Here is a 16,622-nt window from a genome sequence, read left to right on the forward strand (position 1 = left end):
GCGCGCGCTTCGCATGATATTCACCGGCCTAACTTACTACATTACCTACAACTTGGCAGGCGCCGTCTGTAACCCTTTGTGAAACACTTCCTACACAATATTCGCTAATTCTGACAAGGCGTAATACAAAAATCCTATCACCCCGATCGAAAACTCACTCATTCCTCACTGCGTCCGCGGAAACCGCGGCCCAGCAGGTACTGCTCGCGAGAACGGTCGCGCGACGAGGTCGGTTTGCGCATCTGCACCTTCTCGAACTGCTGGCGAACGCTCTTGTGGAATTCGTCGAAGCCTTCGCCCTGGAAGATCTTGATCAAAAAATCACCACCGGGCTTGAGCACCCGCGTCGAAAGATCCAGTGCCAACTCGCACAGGAACATCGCTCGCGGCATGTCCACGGCCGGTAATCCACTCATATTGGGGGCCATGTCGGAAATCACAAGGTCTACTTCCTTATTTCCGACGGCATCGAGGATCTGAGCCAGCACGGCATCCTCGGTAAAGTCGCCCTGAATGAAGGTTACGTCCGGGATACTGTCCATTTCCAGAATGTCAGAAGCGATCAGTGTCCCCTGCCCACCAATCAGACGACTGGTCACCTGGGACCACCCACCGGGGGCCGCACCAAGGTCGATTACGCTCATGCCCGGGCGGATCAGACGGTCCTTTTCCTGGATCTCCAGCAGTTTGTAGCTGGCGCGGGAACGGTACCCGTCTTTTTGTGCCATTTTGACGAATGGGTCGTTGAAATGTTCTTTCAGCCAGTTAAGGCTTGTCTTGGAACGGGCCACGGGATACCTCGGAAATAAAACGGGTCGTGATTAACTGGGCGGTCCCGGACTCGCTCGGGTAAACTGGCCGCCGCTTTTTACAAGATCAGACGCAGGGGTCAGATTATGCCGCTCACTCAAGAGCAGAAGAAACAGTACAAATCCATTGGCCACCATCTGAAACCGGTTTTGATTGTGGCAGACAATGGTTTGACTGAAGGTGTGTTAGCCGAACTCGAACGCGCTTTGGCGGATCACGAGCTGATCAAAATCAAGCTCAACATCCTCGATCGCGAATCGCGCCTGGCGTCCATTGCAGAGCTCTGCAAGGTCGGCAAAGCGGATCTGGTTCAGGTCATCGGCAAGATGGCACTGATCTACCGCAAGAACTTCAGCGTCAACAAGCAGCTGTCGAACGTCCATCGCTTCAAGTGATGACAAGGGTCAAGGGTGTGCTTCGCGCACCCTGCCACTCCCTCCCGGCACCGGCTCCAACACCAGCACCAGTCCGGAAAAACCCAGAACAAGATAGCTGAACGCCTGCCAACGCACGGCATCCGGCCAGCCGAAACGCACCGCGAAGTACATCGCGCACGCATACAGCGCCATCAACAGCAGTTTCCCGCGAATATCCCGCCATAGACTGACAAGGCCCTCGGTCTTTATCAGCACCAAAGCCTGAAAAATCAAACACGCCGTGGCGAATCCCACTACCAACGTATTGAGCGTGCCTGCGATTTCGTCGATCAGCAGCGGCGCCAGGCCAATTCGCCCCAGCACCGGCAACAGACCAATTTGCAACAGCCACAAGCCGCCGACCCACAACACCTGGGTCAGCTGCCAAAGCATGGCGCCCGCACGAAACGGGCGCCGATCTTCAGATGTGGCGAACTTCGACAATCTCGTACTCGATAACGCCGCCAGGCGTTTTGACTGCAACCACATCACCCTCTTCCTTGGCAATCAAGGCGCGAGCCAGTGGCGAGCCGACCGAAATTTTGCCGAGTTTGAAGTCAGCCTCATCCTCACCCACGATGTGGTAAGTGACGCGCTCATCCGTCTCGACGTTGGCGATTTCAACGGTGGTGCCGAAAATCACTTTGCCGGTGTGCGGAATGCTCGTGACATCAATGATGACCTGATTCTGAATCCGGCCTTCGATATCACGGATCCGCGCCTCGACCATACCCTGCTGCTCGCGGGCAGCGTGGTATTMGGCGTTTTCCTTCAAGTCACCCAACTCGCGGGCCGTACCGATGTCCTGGCTGAGCTTCGGACGAACGACCTTRGTCAGGTGAGTGTGCTCTTCTTCCAGGGCGCGAGCGCCCTGAACGGTCATTGGGTACTTCGTTATGCTCATGCCTTCAATCCTGCGTGTAGATCCTGCAAGCGGCGCACGGTCTTCTCGGGACCGAACTTCAGCGCTTCGCAGATGGCTTCGCCAGCAGCAATGGTGGTGGTGCAGTAAATCTTGTGCTGCAGGGCATTACGACGAATGGAGTACGAATCAGCGATCGACTGACGCCCTTCGGTGGTGTTGATGATCAGCGTGACTTCGTCATTCTTGATCATGTCGACCACGTGCGGACGACCTTCGGTCACCTTGTTCACGCGGCGCACTTTCAGGCCTGCCGCTTCGATCAGCTTGGCAGTACCGGCGGTGGCGACCACTTCGAAGCCCAAGTTGATCAGATCACGGGCCACGCCCGCAACCAGTGGCTTGTCGTCGTCACGTACGCTGATGAACGCAGTACCACCGGTCGGCAGCACTTCGCTGGCACCCATCTGGGCCTTGGCGAACGCTTCACCGAAGGTGTCGCCCACGCCCATCACTTCACCGGTGGACTTCATCTCTGGGCCGAGGATCGGGTCAACGCCAGGGAATTTGGCGAACGGGAACACCGCCTCTTTCACGCTGTAGAAGTTCGGGATGATTTCCTTGGTGAAGCCGATTTCCTTCAAGGTCTTACCGGCCATGACGCGAGCCGCGATCATTGCCAGGGAAACACCGATGCACTTGGACACGAACGGCACAGTACGGGAAGCACGCGGATTGACTTCGATGACGTAGATGTCGTCGCCTTGCAGCGCCAACTGTACGTTCATCAGGCCGATCACGCCGAGTTCCAGGGCCATTTTCTTGACCTGTTCGCGCATCTCGTCCTGGATGTGCGCCGGCAGCGAGTACGGCGGCAGCGAGCATGCGGAGTCACCGGAGTGAACGCCAGCCTGCTCGATGTGCTGCATGATCGCGCCGATCACCACATCTTTACCGTCGCAGACCGCATCCACGTCCATTTCGATGGCGCAGTTGAGGAAGTGGTCCAGCAGCACCGGGCTGTCGTTGGACACTTGAACCGCTTCACGCAGGTAGCGCTTGAGTTCTTCTTCTTCGTAGACGATTTCCATCGCACGCCCGCCCAGTACGTAGGACGGGCGCACCACCAGCGGGTAACCGATCTTGGCGGCGGCACGAATCGCTTCGTCTTCGCTGCGCACGGTGGCGTTTGGCGGCTGACGCAGGTTCAGGCGCTGGACCATCTGCTGGAAGCGCTCACGGTCTTCGGCGCGGTCGATTGCATCAGGGCTGGTGCCGATGATCGGCACGCCGGCGGCTTCCAGGGCACGCGCCAGTTTCAGCGGAGTCTGGCCGCCGTACTGGACGATCACGCCTTTCGGCTTCTCGACGCGGACGATTTCCAGCACGTCTTCCAGGGTCACTGGTTCGAAGTACAGGCGATCGGAAGTGTCGTAGTCAGTGGAAACGGTTTCCGGGTTGCAGTTGACCATGATGGTCTCGTAGCCGTCATCGCGCAGGGCCAGTGCCGCGTGTACGCAGCAGTAGTCGAACTCGATGCCTTGGCCGATGCGGTTAGGACCGCCCCCCAGGATCATGATCTTGTCACGACCCGATGGCGCCGCTTCGCACTCTTCCTCGTACGTCGAGTACAGGTAAGCAGTATCGGTGGCGAACTCGGCAGCGCAGGTGTCGACGCGCTTGTAGACCGGGAAGATTTCCAGTTTGTGACGGTGAGCACGCAGGCTCTTCTCGGTCACACCCAGCAATTTGGCCAGGCGCATATCGGAGAAGCCTTTGCGCTTGAGGCGGAACATCAGATCGCGGTCGATGCTGGTCAGACCCAGGGTCTTGACCTTCTCTTCTTCCTTGATCAGGTCTTCCATCTGCACCAGGAACCAAGGGTCGATCATGGTCATGCCGAAGATGTCTTCGACGGTCATGCCGGCGCGCATTGCGTCCGCCACGTACCAGATACGCTCGGCACCCGGCACGGTCAGCTCGCGCTTGAGTACGCTCATGCTTTCCGGGTTGGCCAGATCAACCTTCTCGTCCAGACCGCAAACGCCCACTTCCAGACCGCGCAGGGCTTTCTGCAGGGATTCCTGGAAGGTACGGCCGATGGCCATGACTTCACCCACCGACTTCATCTGAGTGGTCAGGCGCGCGTCAGCCTTGGGGAACTTCTCGAAAGCGAAACGTGGCAGCTTGGTGACAACGTAGTCGATGGACGGCTCGAAGGACGCCGGTGTCTTGCCGCCGGTGATGTCGTTCGACAGTTCGTCGAGGGTGTAGCCTACAGCCAGCTTGGCCGCGACCTTGGCGATCGGGAAGCCGGTGGCTTTCGAAGCCAGTGCCGAGGAACGGGATACACGCGGGTTCATCTCGATCACGACCATGCGGCCGGTGTTCGGGCAGATACCGAACTGAACGTTGGAACCGCCGGTTTCCACGCCGATCTCGCGCAGTACCGCCAGGGAGGCGTTACGCAGGATCTGGTATTCCTTGTCGGTCAGGGTCTGTGCCGGAGCCACGGTGATCGAGTCACCGGTGTGCACGCCCATCGGGTCGAAGTTTTCGATGGAGCAGACGATGATGCAGTTGTCCTTCTTATCGCGGACAACCTCCATCTCATACTCTTTCCAGCCGATCAGCGATTCGTCGATCAGCAGTTCCTTGGTTGGCGACAGGTCCAGACCACGGGCGCAGATTTCTTCGAACTCTTCACGATTGTAAGCGATACCGCCACCGGTGCCGCCCATGGTGAAGGACGGACGGATGATGCACGGGAAGCCGAGCTTCTCGAGGACCGCATTGGCCTCTTCCATGCTGTGGGCGATACCGGAACGCGGGCACGCCAGGCCGATGGATTTCATCGCCTTGTCGAAACGCGAACGATCTTCAGCCTTGTCGATGGTGTCGGCGTTGGCACCGATCATCTCTACGCCGAACTTCTCCAGAACGCCTTCGCGCTCCAGGTCCAGGGCGCAGTTCAGGGCGGTCTGGCCACCCATGGTCGGCAGCAGCGCGTCCGGACGCTCTTTCTCGATGATCTTGGCAACGGTCTGCCACTTGATCGGCTCGATGTAGGTGGCGTCGGCCATGGCCGGGTCGGTCATGATGGTGGCCGGGTTGGAGTTSACSAGGATGACSCGGTAACCCTCCTCGCGCAGGGCTTTACAGGCCTGGGCGCCGGAGTAGTCGAATTCACAGGCCTGGCCGATCACGATCGGGCCAGCGCCAAGAATCAGGATGCTTTTAATGTCTGTACGTTTTGGCATGGGTTTGTCACTCAAATCCGCAGGTCAGTCGGCAAGCCGTCTTGTTCAATCTCTGAAGCCTTGAGGGGGCCGCCGGTGTCGGGACCACCCTCAAGCTTCGCTACATCAGGGCCAGCGATCAGCGTCGCTTTGCCATCTCGGTGATGAAGCGATCGAACAATGGCGCTACGTCGTTCGGGCCAGGGCTGGCTTCCGGGTGACCCTGGAAGCTGAAGGCGCTCTTGTCGGTACGCTCGATACCTTGCAGGGTGCCGTCGAACAGCGATTTGTGAATCGCGCGGACGTTGGCTGGCAGGGTCGCTTCGTCTACCGCAAAACCGTGGTTCTGGCTGGTGATCATCACTACGCCGCTGTCCAGGTCCTGGACGGGGTGGTTGGCACCGTGGTGGCCGTGACCCATTTTCAGGGTCTTGGCGCCGGAGGCCAGGGCCAGCAGTTGGTGACCGAGGCAGATACCGAAGACCGGAATCTCGGTTTCCAGCACGTCCTTGATCGCCTGGATCGCGTAGTCGCAAGGCTCCGGATCACCAGGGCCGTTGGACAGGAACACGCCGTCCGGCTTCAGTGCCAGCACATCGGCAGCAGGCGTTTGTGCAGGCACGACGGTCACGCGGCAACCGCGCTCGACCAGCATGCGCAGGATGTTCACCTTGACGCCGTAGTCGTAGGCAACCACGTGGTACGGCAGCTCGGAGGCTTCGATGGTTGCGTGGCTGTCGGTTTTCAGATCCCAGACAGTCGAGCGCCACTCGTAGCTTTCCTTGGTGCTGACGACTTTCGCCAGGTCCATGCCCTTGAGGCCAGGGAAACCCTGGGCGGCGGCGATGGCGGCGGCTTCGGAAATGTTGTCGCCAGCCATGATGCAGCCGTTCTGCGCGCCTTTTTCACGCAGGATGCGTGTCAGGCGGCGGGTGTCGATACCGGCGATGGCCACAACGTTGTTGGCCTTCAGGTAGTCGGACAGGGACATCGTGTTACGCCAGTTGCTCGCCACCAGTGGCAGGTCACGGATGACCAGGCCGGCAGACCAGACGCGGTTGGACTCGGCGTCTTCCGGCGTGGTGCCGGTGTTGCCGATGTGCGGGTAAGTCAGGGTAACGATTTGTTGGGCGTAGGAAGGATCGGTAAGGATTTCCTGATAGCCGGTCATTGCGGTGTTGAACACCACCTCACCAACGGTTTGACCGTCGGCTCCAATGGCTTCGCCGCGAAAAATGCTGCCATCAGCAAGGGCGAGTATGGCTGGCTTAGTCAAGAAGACCTCCCGTAAATAAAGCCTGAAAGGGCGATCGCAGGTTGTAAAAAAGCGGAGTGACGTATGGACACGTCACCCCGCTTCTTCACTGAATTATTCTGCGCGCTTTTAGTGGACACACTAAAGCTGTAGCTTACAGAAAAAGGCCTTTTTGGTCTACCGCAAATGAGCCTTAAAGGCTGGAGAATGCGACAGGACGTCGCTTGGCAGAACAAAACCGGGCTCAAACGCTGTGCGCGAGCCCGATTTCGGGTGCATCTTAACGCAGATCGAGCACGTCTTGCATGTCGTAAAGGCCAGGCTCGCGCCCGTCCAGCCACAATGCAGCACGCACCGCACCCTTGGCGAACGTCATGCGACTGGACGCCTTGTGAGTGATCTCGACACGCTCGCCGTCGGCGGCGAACAGCACAGTGTGATCACCGACGATGTCGCCGGCACGCACCGTGGCGAAACCGATGGTTTCACGATCACGAGCGCCGGTCTGACCTTCACGACCATACACCGCCACCTTTTTCAGATCGCGGCCCAACGCATCGGCAATCACCTCGCCCATGCGTACGGCAGTGCCGGACGGCGCATCGACTTTATGCCGATGGTGAGCTTCGGTGATTTCGATGTCGACATCGTCGCCCAATACGCGAGCTGCCGTGTCGAGCAACTTCAGGCACAGGTTGACCCCGACACTGAAGTTGGCCGCGAAGACAATCGGAATGTCCTTGCCCGCTTCCGCCAGCAACTGCTTTTCTTCAACGCTGAAACCGGTGGTACCGATGATCATGGCCTTGCCGTGCTTACGGCAGAAAGCCAGGTTCTTCAAGGTCACCGTCGGGTGAGTGAAGTCGATCAGCACGTCGAACTCGTCGACCACCCGATCCAGATCACCGGACAGAGGCACACCGATACGACCCAGTGCAGCCAGCTCACCGGCATCCGCACCGACCAACGTGCTGTCGGGACGATCCACCGCCGCCGTCAGACCGGCGCCCGGAGTTTGCTGCACGGCTTCAATCAGGGTCTTGCCCATGCGCCCGGCGGCGCCCATCACTGCAATACGTCGCATGCCTGTCTCCTTACAAATCGCCGAAGAAGCGCTTCACGCCTTCGAACCAACCGGTGGTTTTTGGCGAATGGCTGTTGTCATCCGCCAGCGAACTACGGAATTCCTCGAGCATTTCACGCTGGCGACGGCTCAGGTTGACCGGAGTCTCGACCGCCACGCGGCACATCAAGTCGCCAGCACCACCGCCACGCACAGGCGCAACGCCCTTGCCACGCACACGGAACTGCTTGCCGGTCTGAGTCCCCTCAGGAATCTTCAGCTTGACCCTGCCATCAAGGGTCGGAATCTCCAGCTCGCCACCCAGCGCCGCATCGACGAAGCTGATCGGCACTTCGCAGAACAGGTGTTTGCCATCGCGCTGGAAAATCGAGTGCTCGCGCACATTGATCACCACGTACAGGTCGCCCGTCGGGCCACCATGAGCGCCCGCCTCGCCTTCGCCGGACAGACGAATGCGGTCACCGGTATCGACACCGGCCGGCACTTTCACCGACAGGGTCTTGTACTCTTCGACACGACCTTCGCCGTGGCAGGAATCGCACGGATCGGAAATGATCTTGCCCTGGCCATGGCAGCGCGGGCAGGTCTGCTGCACCGAGAAGAAGCCTTGCTGCATGCGCACCTGACCGATACCGCCGCAAGTCGGGCAGGTCACCGGCGCAGAACCTTTCTTGGCGCCGGAGCCGTCGCAAGGCTTGCAGTTGACCAGCGTCGGAACACGGATATTCACGGTCGTACCGCGCACCGCCTCTTCGAGGTCCAGCTCCAGGGTGTAGCGCAAGTCACTGCCGCGCTGAGCGCCGCCACGGGAACCGCCGCGACCGCCACCGAAGAAGTCACTGAAGACATCGCCAAAGATGTCGGAGAAGTTCTGACCACCGAAACCGGCACCGCCGCCACCCATGCTCGGGTCGACACCGGCATGGCCATACTGGTCGTATGCCGCGCGCTTGCCGGAATCGGACAGCACTTCGTAGGCCTCGTTAGCCTCCTTGAACATCTCTTCCGACGCCTTGTCATCGGGATTACGGTCCGGGTGGTGCTTCATCGCCAGGCGACGGTAAGCCTTCTTCAGGTCCGCTTCGCTTGAGCCACGCTCAACACCCAACACTTCGTAATAGTCACGCTTTGCCATAAGTCTTTGCACTCTTGAGGACGTCCGACAAAACCCTCCTGAGTTTGCCGAACTCGTTGAGCCCCAATACAGGCCCGGACCCAACTCACGTCAATTCAACGATCCTGGTCTTTGATTCTGCGGTACTTGCGGCTCGAAAAGCAGGAGCATTTCCGGCCATACCACCAGTACGCGAACGCTGTCGCATGCTGTAAAAATTCGCGTATTCCAGATACGCCAACGCGGGAGCAAGCTCCCGCGCGGCGACATCCTACCAGTCACCGCCTGAAGGCAGTCAACCGGCCGACCAACAACTTACTTGTGGTCTTTGACTTCTTCGAACTCGGCGTCGACAACGTCGTCAGCCTTTTCCGCCTTGTCGTCGTGCGGTGCCGCGCCTTCAGCAGGCTGAGCCTGTTCGGCGTACATCTTCTGCGCCACTGGAGCGGAGACTTTCGACAGCTCTTCAACCTTGGCGTCGATAGCAGCCTTGTCGTCGCCTTTGACGGCGGCTTCCAGGGCAACTACGGCAGCTTCGATTGCAGTCTTCTCTTCAGCGGTCACTTTATCGCCGGCATCGGTAACCATTTTGCGCGTCGAGTGAACCAGTGCATCACCCTGGTTGCGGGCAGCGGCCAGCTCTTCGAACTTGCGGTCTTCCTCGGCGTTCGCCTCGGCATCACGCACCATGCGCTCGATTTCTTCGTCGGACAGACCGGAGTTAGCCTTGATCACGATCGACTGAGTCTTGCCGGTAGCCTTGTCCTTCGCACCTACGTGCAGGATGCCGTTGGCGTCGATGTCGAAGGTCACTTCGATCTGCGGCACACCACGTGGAGCTGGTGGAATCTCGGCCAGGTCGAACTTGCCCAAGGACTTGTTCTGCGCCGCTTGCTTACGCTCACCTTGCAGCACGTGAATGGTCACGGCACCCTGGTTGTCGTCGGCAGTCGAGAACACTTGCGATTTCTTGGTAGGAATCGTGGTGTTTTTCTCGATCAGCGCGGTCATCACGCCACCCATGGTTTCGATACCCAGGGTCAGCGGGCTAACGTCCAACAGCAGAACGTCTTTCACGTCGCCAGCCAGTACGGCGCCCTGGATAGCAGCACCCATGGCAACAGCTTCGTCCGGATTAACGTCTTTACGAGCTTCTTTACCGAAGAACTCGGTTACCAGCTTCTGCACCAGAGGCATACGGGTCTGACCGCCTACCAGGATCACGTCGTTGATCGCACCAACGTCGATACCGGAGTCTTTCAGAGCGATGCGGCAAGGTTCGATGGTGCGCTGAACCAGGTCTTCCACCAGCGCTTCGAGCTTGGCGCGGGAGATCTTCACGTTCAAGTGCTTAGGACCGGTGGCGTCCGCAGTGATGTACGGCAGGTTCACGTCGGTCGACTGAGCGGAAGACAGCTCGATCTTGGCTTTTTCAGCGGCTTCTTTCAGGCGCTGCATGGCCAGCGGATCACCCTTGAGGTTCATGCCGCTTTCTTTCTTGAATTCGTCGACGAGGTAGTCGATCAGACGAATGTCAAAGTCCTCACCACCCAGGAACGTGTCACCGTTGGTGGCCAATACTTCGAACTGGTGCTCGCCATCGACTTCAGCGATCTCGATCACGGAAACGTCGAAAGTACCACCGCCCAAGTCGTAAACGATCACGGTGTGATCGCCCTTCGCCTTGTCCATACCGTAAGCCAGAGCAGCTGCGGTTGGTTCGTTGATGATACGTTTTACGTCCAGACCGGCGATGCGGCCGGCGTCCTTGGTGGCTTGACGCTGGCTGTCGTTGAAGTAGGCCGGAACGGTGATCACCGCTTCAGTCACAGTCTCGCCGAGGTAGTCTTCGGCGGTCTTCTTCATTTTCTTCAGGATTTCAGCCGAGATTTGTGGCGGTGCCATTTTCTGGCCGTTCACTTCAACCCAGGCGTCGCTGTTGTCAGCCTTGACGATCTTGTAAGGGACCATCTGAATGTCTTTCTGCACGACTTCTTCGTCGAAACGACGACCGATCAGACGCTTCACCGCATACAGGGTGTTATGCGGATTGGTCACAGCCTGACGCTTGGCCGATTGGCCAACCAGAATTTCGCCATCGTTGGCGTAAGCGATGATCGACGGCGTGGTACGCGCGCCTTCAGCGTTTTCAATAACTTTTGCCTTGCCGTTTTCCAGCACGGAGACGCAGGAGTTGGTAGTCCCCAGGTCGATACCGATAATTTTGCCCATGTTCACTCTCCCRAAACTTTGGATTTGGTTGCCGCAGCAGTGGTGGCTAACTGCGGTAGCACTTAAACGCTTGACTTATAAATGGGGGCCTTGCGGCGGATTTCAAGCCTGCTCGTCAATCGAAGGCGAAACCGGCGCAGGCGCCTTGCTGACCACGACCATCGCCRGGCGCAGCAAGCGACCATTGAGCTGATAGCCCTTCTGGAACACCTTCAGAACGCTGTTCGGCTCGACATCGGCGCTTTCCTGCATGGCCATCGCCTGATGTTGAACGGCGTTGAACGGTTCGCCATGCGGATCGATCGCTTCAAGCTGATAACGCTTGAGGGTGTCCTGGAACATTTTCAGGGTCAGCTCGATGCCCTCGCGCATCGGACGGATGCTTTCGTCGTCCGGGCTGGACAGTTCCAGGCCGCGCTCCAGGCTGTCGACGATCGGCAGCAGGTCGCCGGCGAATTTTTCCAGCGCGAACTTGTGAGCCTTCTCCACATCCTGCTCGGCGCGACGGCGGACGTTCTGCAGATCGGCGGCTACACGCAAAGCCTGATCCTGAGCGCCTGCCAGTTGCTCTTCGAGCACTTGTACACGAGCCGCCAGGTCTTCACCCGAAGCCTCGGGCGCCTGGTTGGCGTCTGGGTTTTGCGTATCCACTGTCTGTTCGTCAGCCATAGATTTCTCCTTTCAATATCGTCCGCGAGCTCAACTCGCGCTTCTGCCCAGCTATATGGGGCCGCAAAATCCGGCTTCAAGGGGCGCCGACGATTAACCCTACAAAAAACAACTGCTTTGTCATTCCCGGTCGCGATAAGGCTTTCGTCGGGTCGAGCGAATCGAGCTAACGAGGGGCATTGTCAGCCAGAAACAAAACACTGTATAAATAACCAGACCTAACACCTGGGAGCGGCCCATATGCTGGTGCACCTGTCCGTACACAACTACGCCATCGTTGAACATCTCGATCTCGAACTCGATCGCGGGATGAGCGTGATCACCGGGGAAACCGGCGCGGGCAAGTCGATCATGCTCGACGCGCTGGGCCTGACCCTGGGTGATCGCGCCGACAGCGGCGTGGTCCGCCCCGGCGCCGACAAGGCCGACATCCTGGCCACCTTCGATCTGGTCGACATTCCGGAAGCAAGCGCCTGGCTGGCCGAACGCGACCTCGAAAACGACGGCCCGTGCATCCTGCGCCGGGTCATCACATCCGAAGGGCGCTCGCGTGGCTACATCAACGGCACACCCTGCCCGCTTGGCGACCTCAAGGCGCTGGGCGAGCTGCTGATCGACATCCACAGCCAGCACGAACACCAATCCCTGCTCAAGACCGACACCCATCGCCGCCTGCTCGACGAGTACGCCGGGGCCACGGACCTTGCCCGCCAGGTGCAGCTTGCCGCACAGCGCTGGCGCCAGACTCGCCAGGAGCTGGAGCGACTCTCCAACTCCGGCGACGAACAACGCGCTCGCCATCAGCTGCTCAGCTATCAACTCGAAGAACTGGAAAACCTCGGCCTTGGCGACAACGAACTGGAGCAGCTAGAGCAGGAACACAAGAACCTGACCAACGCCGAAACCCTGCTGGGCATCTGCCGGCAAGTCGTCGAGCAATGCAGTGAAAGCGATTCCGGGAATGTACTGAACGCCCTCACCGCCAGCCTCAACCGCCTGTCCAGCGTGAACAGTTCGATTGGTGCACTGGGCGAAGCCAGCAGCTTGTTGACCAGTGCACAGATCCAGGTTGAAGAGGCTGTTGGCGAGCTGAACCGCTTCCTCGACAATTTCGACGCCGACCCGTCGCGCCTTCAATACCTCGAAGAGCGCCTCGACGCGATCTACACCCTTGCGCGCAAACACCGCATCCAGCCGACCGAAGTCGCCGAGATGCAGCAGAAACTGCTGGATGAAATCGAAACCCTGAATGCCAACGACGAATCCATCGAGCGGCTAAGCGATGAGCTGTCTTCATACGCTCGCCATTATCAGGAAAAGGCTCGCGAACTGAGCGATCTGCGTCATCAAGCCTCGAGCAGCCTGGCCAGCGCCGTGGAACTGGAGATCCAGCGCCTGGGCATGCCTGGTGGGCGATTCACCATCGAGCTGCGTCCAAACAGTAGCGACGAACTGCTGCCTAACGGACTTGAACAGGTTGAATTACTGGTCAGCGCCAACCCGGGCCAACCATTGAAAGCTTTGGCAAAAGTCGCATCCGGGGGCGAACTGTCGCGGATCAGCCTGGCGATTCAGGTCATCACCGCGCAGACATCTCGCGTTCCCACCCTGGTGTTCGACGAAGTGGACGTTGGTATCGGTGGTCCGACTGCAGAAATCGTCGGCCAGTTGCTGCGCAGGCTCGGCGAGCGCGGGCAGGTACTGACCGTGACCCACTTGCCGCAWGTGGCAGCGCAAGGTCATCAGCATTTATTTGTACATAAAGTGCGCGGCGAAGATGCCACCCGCACTGCCGTTTCCAGATTGAGCAAAAACGACCGCGTCGAAGAAGTCGCACGGATGCTGGGGGGCATCGATCTCACCAAAGAGTCCTTGGCGCATGCAAAAAAAATGGTGGTTGCCGCAAAAGCCTGAATAAAGGCAGAAAGCACGAAGGCGACCCTGGGGTCGCCTTCGTTCGTTTCGCGAACCTCAAGTTCGCGCGACATGCTTACTTTTTCTTGCGCACGTACAGCACCAGATTGTGATCAACCATCTCGAAGCCATACTTGTCGACGATTGCTTTCTGAAGCCGCTCGATTTCCTCGTCGAAGAATTCGATCACTTCGCTGGTTTCGACGTTGACCATATGGTCGTGATGCTTTCCGTCGTCCAGTTCGAAGACCGCATGGCCTCCGTCGAAGTTGTGCCGCACCACAAGGCCAGCTGCCTCGAACTGGGTCAGAACACGGTAAACCGTGGCCAGACCGACGTCCTCACCAGCCTCCATAAGGGCCTTGTAGACATCCTCGGCACTCATGTGGCGCTGCTCGGCGGAATCGAGCATTTGCAGAATTTTGACCCGTGGCAGGGTCACTTTGAGGCCGGCTTTGCGTAGTTCGCTATTTTCAACCATGGTCAGCTTTCTCGCGATGCTGCTTCGCAGCTTCTCTTAATGCGGGTATGATCGGCGTTTACGTTGTCCCAGCCAAGATAGTGGAAGTCGCCCACCGATGCAAAACACCAAGCTCTTGCTAACCAGTTTCACCTTTGTGGGACTGCTCGCACTCGCCGGTTGTTCATTCCCCGGGGTTTACAAAATCGACATCCAGCAGGGCAATGTCGTCACGCAGGACATGATAGACCAGTTGCGCCCGGGAATGACCCGTAAGCAAGTACGATTTATCATGGGCAACCCTCTGCTGACTGACACTTTCCATGCCGATCGCTGGGATTATCTGTACAGCCTGCAACCCGGTGGCGGTGAACGCCAACAGGAACGCATCAGCGTTATCTTCAACCCAAATGACCAGCTTGTCAGCCTCTCCGGTGATTTCATGCCAGGCGTGAGCCGCGACGAAGCCATCCTTGGTAAGGACAGCGGCACGACAGTGGCTGCCCCGGCAGAAAACGTCGAGAAGCCAAAACCGGAAAAACCGGTCAAGCCAGGTTCGTTGCTGGATCAGATCCAGAAGGACGTCGACGGTGTAGAAACCGCTCCAGTCCCGACGCCTGAACCGCTGGACACCTCGCCGCAGTAATTGGCGAATGATGCCGCTTGCCTGGGCATTCAAGCTCCAGCAAGGCTGCTCTGAAAATCCGCTACCAGACCTCTGGCGGCGGATTTTTTTATGTACCGGCAATAGTGATCGATCCGGATCGCTTGCCGGAATCACTATCGATGATTCCCGCTTATTTAATACACATCAGCATAAAGTCTTGGGAACCATCACCGGAAGGGCCCTTCATTCCTGCCAGTTGAGTGATCACACTCAAATTATTCTGCTTGGGTGTAGACCCAAGTCGCGCCCGCCCATAATAAATATCATCTTCGGAACGGCTGTTCGTAAGGGATACAGAGCAGAACCGTGGAGCCTGGATGAAGACATCCGACTTGAAGCTAACCTTATAGTTCGCAAAATAATCAGCCTGGGAGAAGTACTCTACCGCAGAGATCCACTCGGGTGCCTGAGCCACCACCTTGCCTTGTGCGCTTATCGTGGCGGTTAACACATTGGAGGCTGCACTGGCCGGCATGACAGTGAAAGCCGCAGCCATTGCTGCCAGCACACTTATATGCTTCAACGACTTGATCAAGTCCATTTCAGATTTATCCCTAAATGAGTTTATTTGCCCCTCACATAACGAGGGCAAGACTTGATTTAGGCTTAATCGGAACCACATTCAATCAAGATTGAAGCAAAGAGAAAATTCTCTTCAATACTCAAACCAATCCTACATTCCCCCGATAAAAAGCCTACAAAGCATATTTACACTCAGGGATTGAACCACCTGTGGGCGGAAATTTTAGTGCCTGGCGCGCAATTCAATCATTGATTCCGCGCCTTGGCCTCGGCCGCTTTTGCTGCACGCAGGCGACGGACCTCTTTCGGATCCGCCAGCAGCGGCCGGTAGATTTCGATTCGATCCCCCGCCTGAATCGTTCGAGTGTCCGGGTCGGTGATCACCTTGCCAAAGATACCCACCGGGCAGGCGGCAAGATCCAGCTCAGGAAACTCTGCCCCTACACCAGACTTGAGCACGGCCGCCCGAACCGTAGTGCCGACCGGCACCGCGAGTGAAAGTAGCACCTGCCTGTCCACAGCGGCGTACACCACTTCGATATCGATCACGGCTTCAACCATGAATCTGCTTGGCGCGCTGACAGAACGCATCCACCAGCGTATTGGCGGCCTGATTGAACAATGGCCCCAATGTGGCGCGAACCAGCGGCCCGGCATAATCGAACGACAGATCAAGACTGATCTTGCAGGCCTTCTCGCCCAGCGGCTTGAACACCCACACACCATGCAATTGATTGAACGGGCCTTCTTCAAGATTCATTTCGATCGATTGACCGGGAACCAGAGCGTTGCGCGTCACGAAGTGCTGACTGAGGCCGCCCTTCGCCACGCCAACGCTCGCCCTCATATGCTCAGGCGAGCTTTCCAGGACTTCGGCCGACGAACACCACGGCAGAAACTCCGGATAGCGCGCCACGTCGTTGACCAGGTCATACAGCGCTTGTGCCGGGTACGGCAGCAAGGCCGAACGTGAAATATGTGTCGTCATGTCAGCGTCACTTCCACAGCTGGGCGGCAAACACTACGAGAATGCCGATGGGCGCCACATAGCGCATCAAGAACAAGGACAGGCCAAACAGCGCAGGGTTGCGGATCGACAACTCGTCGCGCACCGCTTCACGCCCCATGATCCAGCCCGCAAACACCACGAAACACAAACCGCCAAGCGGCAACATGAGTCGCGAGGTGAAGAAATCGATCACGCCAAAGAAGTCGAGACCACCGGCGGCTCCCCATTGGTAGAGGTGGAACATCCCGCCTTCGTTCACGAAGAACTTGGCCTCCTTCCAGATATTGAAGGAGAACACAGTGCCCAGACCGACAAACCAGCAGCTGAAAGCCAGCCAGAAAGTAACCCATGCACGACTCACCTTAGTGC

At 58.1% G+C, this 16,622-nt stretch carries 16 protein-coding genes and 1 pseudogene; 3 read left to right on the top strand and 14 right to left on the bottom strand.

All coding sequences use genetic code 11. From position 1 onward, the window contains the following. Nucleotides 1–158: 158 nt before the first annotated feature. The gene (gene rlmE, locus AC1DVH_RS04620; protein ID WP_429368067.1) at nt 159–791 is read right to left on the bottom strand and encodes a 23S rRNA (uridine(2552)-2'-O)-methyltransferase RlmE; all 633 of its coding nucleotides are present in this window, start codon (nt 789–791) and stop codon (nt 159–161) included. Between the two features lie 105 nt (nt 792–896). Between rlmE and AC1DVH_RS04625 the strand changes: the two genes are divergently transcribed. Beyond that, nucleotides 897–1,205, top strand: coding sequence for a YhbY family RNA-binding protein (locus AC1DVH_RS04625; protein WP_007942889.1), 309 nt, complete (start codon nt 897–899; stop codon nt 1,203–1,205). A gap of 9 nt (nt 1,206–1,214) precedes the next feature. On the opposite strand, the gene AC1DVH_RS04630 is transcribed toward AC1DVH_RS04625, so the two are convergent. The 8 genes from AC1DVH_RS04630 to grpE all read right to left on the bottom strand — a co-directional run bounded on the left by AC1DVH_RS04630 (nt 1,215) and on the right by grpE (nt 11,681). Further along, nucleotides 1,215–1,619 (bottom strand): MFS transporter, encoded by a 405-nt coding sequence (locus tag AC1DVH_RS04630; RefSeq protein ID WP_477752822.1) that lies wholly within the window; start codon nt 1,617–1,619, stop codon nt 1,215–1,217. Nucleotides 1,620–1,647: 28 nt separating this feature from the next. Beyond that, entirely contained in the window at nt 1,648–2,124 is a 477-nt protein-coding gene (gene greA, locus AC1DVH_RS04635) for a transcription elongation factor GreA (protein ID WP_477752823.1), read from the bottom strand. Nucleotides 2,125–2,126: 2 nt separating this feature from the next. Then, nucleotides 2,127–5,348, bottom strand: a complete 3,222-nt coding sequence (gene carB, locus AC1DVH_RS04640) for a carbamoyl-phosphate synthase large subunit (RefSeq protein WP_477752815.1) — start codon at nt 5,346–5,348, stop codon at nt 2,127–2,129. A 118-nt stretch (nt 5,349–5,466) separates the two neighbouring features. Next, a complete protein-coding gene (gene carA / locus AC1DVH_RS04645; protein WP_046038697.1) occupies nt 5,467–6,603 on the bottom strand; it encodes a glutamine-hydrolyzing carbamoyl-phosphate synthase small subunit in 1,137 nt (378 codons plus the stop codon). 259 nt (nt 6,604–6,862) lie between these two features. Next, a complete protein-coding gene (gene dapB / locus AC1DVH_RS04650) occupies nt 6,863–7,666 on the bottom strand; it encodes a 4-hydroxy-tetrahydrodipicolinate reductase (RefSeq protein WP_057716481.1) in 804 nt (267 codons plus the stop codon). A 10-nt stretch (nt 7,667–7,676) separates the two neighbouring features. Further along, nucleotides 7,677–8,801, bottom strand: coding sequence for a molecular chaperone DnaJ (gene dnaJ / locus AC1DVH_RS04655; RefSeq protein WP_477752816.1), 1,125 nt, complete (start codon nt 8,799–8,801; stop codon nt 7,677–7,679). 294 nt (nt 8,802–9,095) lie between these two features. Continuing rightward, on the bottom strand, nt 9,096–11,012 hold the full coding sequence (gene dnaK, locus AC1DVH_RS04660; RefSeq protein WP_477752817.1) for a molecular chaperone DnaK: 1,917 nt from the start codon (nt 11,010–11,012) through the stop codon (nt 9,096–9,098). Between the two features lie 102 nt (nt 11,013–11,114). Next, nucleotides 11,115–11,681 (bottom strand): nucleotide exchange factor GrpE, encoded by a 567-nt coding sequence (gene grpE / locus AC1DVH_RS04665; RefSeq protein ID WP_477752818.1) that lies wholly within the window; start codon nt 11,679–11,681, stop codon nt 11,115–11,117. Nucleotides 11,682–11,921: 240 nt separating this feature from the next. On the opposite strand from grpE, the gene recN reads away from it, so the two are divergent. Then, a complete protein-coding gene (recN, locus tag AC1DVH_RS04670) occupies nt 11,922–13,595 on the top strand; it encodes a DNA repair protein RecN (RefSeq protein WP_477752819.1) in 1,674 nt (557 codons plus the stop codon). Between the two features lie 76 nt (nt 13,596–13,671). On the opposite strand, the gene fur is transcribed toward recN, so the two are convergent. Then, complete coding sequence (gene fur, locus AC1DVH_RS04675) at nt 13,672–14,076, bottom strand: ferric iron uptake transcriptional regulator (protein WP_003197684.1); 405 nt, start codon at nt 14,074–14,076, stop codon at nt 13,672–13,674. A gap of 97 nt (nt 14,077–14,173) precedes the next feature. Between fur and AC1DVH_RS04680 the strand changes: the two genes are divergently transcribed. After that, nucleotides 14,174–14,701: an outer membrane protein assembly factor BamE gene (locus AC1DVH_RS04680; protein ID WP_223458575.1), complete on the top strand. Its 528-nt coding sequence runs from the start codon at nt 14,174–14,176 to the stop codon at nt 14,699–14,701. A 151-nt stretch (nt 14,702–14,852) separates the two neighbouring features. Here AC1DVH_RS04680 and AC1DVH_RS04685 read toward each other — a convergent pair whose 3' ends face one another. The 4 genes and pseudogenes from AC1DVH_RS04685 to AC1DVH_RS04700 form a co-directional block, all read right to left on the bottom strand. Next, nucleotides 14,853–15,263, bottom strand: a complete 411-nt coding sequence (locus tag AC1DVH_RS04685) for a hypothetical protein (RefSeq protein ID WP_477752820.1) — start codon at nt 15,261–15,263, stop codon at nt 14,853–14,855. A 227-nt stretch (nt 15,264–15,490) separates the two neighbouring features. Then, nucleotides 15,491–15,805, bottom strand: coding sequence for an RnfH family protein (locus AC1DVH_RS04690; protein WP_108218129.1), 315 nt, complete (start codon nt 15,803–15,805; stop codon nt 15,491–15,493). Further along, nucleotides 15,798–16,232, bottom strand: coding sequence for a type II toxin-antitoxin system RatA family toxin (locus tag AC1DVH_RS04695; RefSeq protein WP_108218128.1), 435 nt, complete (start codon nt 16,230–16,232; stop codon nt 15,798–15,800). The genes AC1DVH_RS04690 and AC1DVH_RS04695 overlap by 8 nt, the downstream gene beginning before the upstream one ends. A 7-nt stretch (nt 16,233–16,239) precedes the next feature. Beyond that, a pseudogene (locus AC1DVH_RS04700) lies at nt 16,240–16,622 on the bottom strand (sodium-dependent transporter); the annotation flags it as partial.

It is taken from the genome of Pseudomonas sp. P4_C3, assembly GCF_056402075.1.

Coding starts and splice junctions, on each gene's coding strand:
- AC1DVH_RS04625 (WP_007942889.1), top strand. CDS start 897: ATGCCGCTCACTCAAGAGCAGAAGAAACAGTACAAATCCATTGGCCAC.
- AC1DVH_RS04630 (WP_477752822.1), bottom strand. CDS start 1,619: ATGCTTTGGCAGCTGACCCAGGTGTTGTGGGTCGGCGGCTTGTGGCTG.
- dapB (WP_057716481.1), bottom strand. CDS start 7,666: ATGCGACGTATTGCAGTGATGGGCGCCGCCGGGCGCATGGGCAAGACC.
- dnaJ (WP_477752816.1), bottom strand. CDS start 8,801: ATGGCAAAGCGTGACTATTACGAAGTGTTGGGTGTTGAGCGTGGCTCA.
- dnaK (WP_477752817.1), bottom strand. CDS start 11,012: ATGGGCAAAATTATCGGTATCGACCTGGGGACTACCAACTCCTGCGTC.
- fur (WP_003197684.1), bottom strand. CDS start 14,076: ATGGTTGAAAATAGCGAACTACGCAAAGCCGGCCTCAAAGTGACCCTG.
- AC1DVH_RS04680 (WP_223458575.1), top strand. CDS start 14,174: ATGCAAAACACCAAGCTCTTGCTAACCAGTTTCACCTTTGTGGGACTG.
- AC1DVH_RS04685 (WP_477752820.1), bottom strand. CDS start 15,263: ATGGACTTGATCAAGTCGTTGAAGCATATAAGTGTGCTGGCAGCAATG.
- AC1DVH_RS04690 (WP_108218129.1), bottom strand. CDS start 15,805: ATGGTTGAAGCCGTGATCGATATCGAAGTGGTGTACGCCGCTGTGGAC.
- AC1DVH_RS04695 (WP_108218128.1), bottom strand. CDS start 16,232: ATGACGACACATATTTCACGTTCGGCCTTGCTGCCGTACCCGGCACAA.